The organism is Flagellimonas flava, assembly GCF_050617915.1.
Taxonomy (GTDB): Bacteria; Bacteroidota; Bacteroidia; order Flavobacteriales; family Flavobacteriaceae; genus Flagellimonas; species Flagellimonas flava_A.
This window is the reverse complement of sequence record NZ_JBODQE010000178.1, coordinates 1-237: the sequence shown is the minus strand read 5'-3', so window position 1 is coordinate 237 and position 237 is coordinate 1. Positions and strand designations below refer to the sequence as shown.

At 42.2% G+C, this 237-nt stretch carries 1 protein-coding gene; it reads right to left on the bottom strand.

Annotated features, from left to right (window positions below; genetic code table 11):
* A partial coding sequence (locus ACRHOZ_RS21455; protein WP_431130418.1) for a DinB family protein occupies positions 1–237 on the bottom strand: 237 nt, incomplete at both ends.

The window sequence follows — 237 nt, the reverse complement described above, 5'->3', positions numbered from 1 at the left end:
ATGCCCGAGCTCCTGAAATCCGTCAAAATCTGGCCCCTATGATGGGTAGAATGGTTGATGTTATGAAACAGGATATCTTTTAGGTCATTGGCATAAGTCCTCCCCTGCCTATTTTCATAATCAATTCTTCTATTGAAATCCTCGGTGTTCCTAATGATTACAAAAGAGGTACGCTGATTCTCATAATGAAGGTCTCCCCACTCTTGCAAGGAGTGCAACTGCCATACCGTATATTCT